The organism is Citrobacter sp. Cpo030, from assembly GCF_030333005.1.
Taxonomy (GTDB): Bacteria; Pseudomonadota; Gammaproteobacteria; order Enterobacterales; family Enterobacteriaceae; genus Citrobacter; species Citrobacter portucalensis.
Genome location: NZ_JAOWGT010000063.1, coordinates 1 through 2712, shown reverse-complemented (window position 1 = coordinate 2712; position 2712 = coordinate 1). Strand labels below are relative to the sequence as shown.

The window sequence follows — 2712 nt, the reverse complement described above, 5'->3', positions numbered from 1 at the left end:
GGTAATGACTCCAACTTACTGATAGTGTTTTATGTTCAGATAATGCCCGATGACTTTGTCATGCAGCTCCACCGATTTTGAGAACGACAGTGACTTCCTGCCCAGCCTTGCCAGATGTTGCCTCAGATTCAGGTTATGCCGCTCAATGCGCTGCGTATATCGCTTGCTGATTACGTGCAGTTCTCCCTTCAGGCGTGATTCATAAAGCGGCCAGCCATCCGTCATCCATACCACGACCTCAAAGGTCGACAGCAGGCCCGGAAGACGCTCCAGCGTGGCCAGCGTGCGTTCACCGAATACGTGCGCCACAACCGTCCTCCGTATCCTGTCATACGCGTAAAACAACCAGCGCTGGCGTGATTTAGCACCGACGTAACCCCACTGTTCGTCCATTTCCGCGCAAACAATGACGTCACTGCCCGGTTGTATGCGTGAGTTTACCGACTGCGGCCTGAGTTTTTTAAGTGTCGTAAAATCGTGTTGAGGCCAACGCCCATAATGCGTGCACTGGCGCGACATCCGACGCCATTCATGGCCATATCAATAATTTTCTGGTGTGTACCGGGCTGAGAGGCGGTGTAAGTAAACTGTAGCTGCCATGTTTTACGGCAGTGAGAGCAGAGATAGCGCTGATGTCCGGCAGTACTTTTACCGTTACGCACCACGCCTTCAGTAGCTGAGCAGGAGGGACAACTGATGGAGATGGAAGCCACGGGAGCACCTCAAAAACACCATCGTACACTAAATCAGTAAGTTGGCACTATTACCCGGCAGGCGATCTGGATTATCGTCACGCTGTTAAATATGTCGCGGTAGGGATACCCGTTACCGGATACCCCCCGCACAGATCCCGGCGTGCGCGATTTACGCACCGGGCTCCTGCCTCGGGTGTCTGGCGGTGAACCGCTCCACAGGCCATGGATGAAGAACCCGAACCCTTGGTAGCCATGCGGCTGCCAGTTTGTTTGCTTTCGTCCAGGTCGTATCATCCTTCTGGCTCCTGCGCCTGAGCGCCCGGCGCCAGAGGTTTGTTACGTGTGTCCTGAACTTCTGCATGGTGGGGAAGTTGCCCGGTACCGAGTGATAGTTCAGGTATCCCTGAACCACTCTCCTGAGCCATTTTCCCTGTTCGGGGATTGAGTAATGCCAGCGCCTTCGCAGACCGTCTTTGATGGCTTTCAGAGTTGCCGTCATCCGATCCCGGCGGGTCTTTCGTATCAGCATGAACCTGCCGTTGCGATCTTTCCCGCTGATGTGCGTGAACCCGAGGAAGTTGAACGTTTCTGGTTTGCCTTTTCCCCTGATGGCACGGTTTTCGGCAGCGAAGCGGCCGAACTCCATCAGACGGGTTTTCTCCGGGTGAACCGTGAGTCCGAACTTCCTCAGTCTGCGCTGCATGGCTATACGGAAGCGCCGGGCATCGTATCGTTTGTCGAACCCGATGACGATGTCATCGGCGTATCTGACCATTACCACATTGCCTGTGGCATAGCGACGTCGCCACTGATGCGCCCACAGATCGAAGACGTAGTGGAGGTATATGTTTGCCAGCAGCGGTGAGATGACCGCACCCTGTGGGGTGCCTTCCTCCGTTGCTCGCCATTGACCCTCCTCCGACGTCCCGGCTGTGAGCCACTTACGTATGAGCCTGATTACCCTCCGGTCGCCGATCCGATGCTCTGTGAACCTGATCAGCCATTCGTGGCTCACCCTGTCGAAGAACTGACTGATGTCGGCATCCAGTACCCAGTTTACGTTAGTGCGTACCAGCCCTGTGGCCAGTGCGTCCAGTGCATCGTGCTGGTTTCGCCCGGGTCTGAACCCGTATGAGAACCCCATAAAGTCGTTTTCATAGACTGCGTTCAGGATTTTCACCAGCGCATACTGGACGATCTTGTCCTCCAGCGAGGCGATGCCGAGCGGGCGTTGTTTTCCATCCGCTTTTGGGATGTAGTGACGCCTGCCGGGCTGCGCCCTGTAGCTGCCCTGATGTAGCCTCCGGTGCAGATCTGTTATGTTGTTCTTCATGTTTCCGGCGTAGTCCATCCACCTGATGCCATCCACTCCCGCGGCCGCTTTCCTGCTCAGGGAGAGGAATGCGGCTTCCAGTGCTTCGACTGTCAGCAGGTGGAACAATGCTGTAAACCGTTCTTTCTTCCGCTGCTTCGCAGCTTCCCGCACGCGTGACAGCCTCTGTGACATGCTTTCCCGGCTCTGTGTCCGGCGCATGTGTGGCTGTTCCGCGTTCCCCTTGGCCCCGCTCCTTCGCTCCACTGACTCCGCTCCTTTCGGGTTGTTCGCCTGCTTCGCCGCTACTATGAGCGAGTCCGACTTCTCCTCTCCGTACATCACCGGCTATGACTCCTCGTCTTCCCGGTGCGGGCCATCTCCGACACTGGCAGATGGTCAGAGGGGAGATCTCCCGGTTCCCGCGTAGAGATCGTATTGACATGCCAGGGTCTCAGACCCCGCCGGGTCCATGTGGCACTCGCAGTATCGCACCCTATGATGTTGCCTTCCGTTAACAGTACAACGTCGGCACCCGGTAATTTAATATACATTTCGTGGCTCAATGGCTGGCCTGTCAACACCCCTGTCAACGCTTCGCCCCATACCTCGCGGTATGCAACGCATGACTCGGGGACCTTGTGGATTGCTGGTCCTTCAATGGTCGGGGACTTTCACCCCTTGATCTCTACCGGTCTCCCGGCG

Annotated in this window: 2 protein-coding genes; both read right to left on the bottom strand. The window is 56.3% G+C overall.

The annotated features are described in order from the left end of the window. Window positions 1-15: 15 nt before the first annotated feature. Window positions 16-713 (bottom strand): IS1 family transposase gene (locus OGY37_RS11985; protein ID WP_088765925.1). Its coding sequence is split into 2 segments (ribosomal slippage): window positions 16-464 and window positions 464-713, totalling 699 coding nucleotides; the frame shifts between segments, so codons are not numbered across the junction. A gap of 151 nt (window positions 714-864) precedes the next feature. Then, window positions 865-2352, bottom strand: a complete 1488-nt coding sequence (gene ltrA / locus OGY37_RS11980; protein ID WP_162720562.1) for a group II intron reverse transcriptase/maturase — start codon at window positions 2350-2352, stop codon at window positions 865-867. Window positions 2353-2712: the final 360 nt, after the last annotated feature.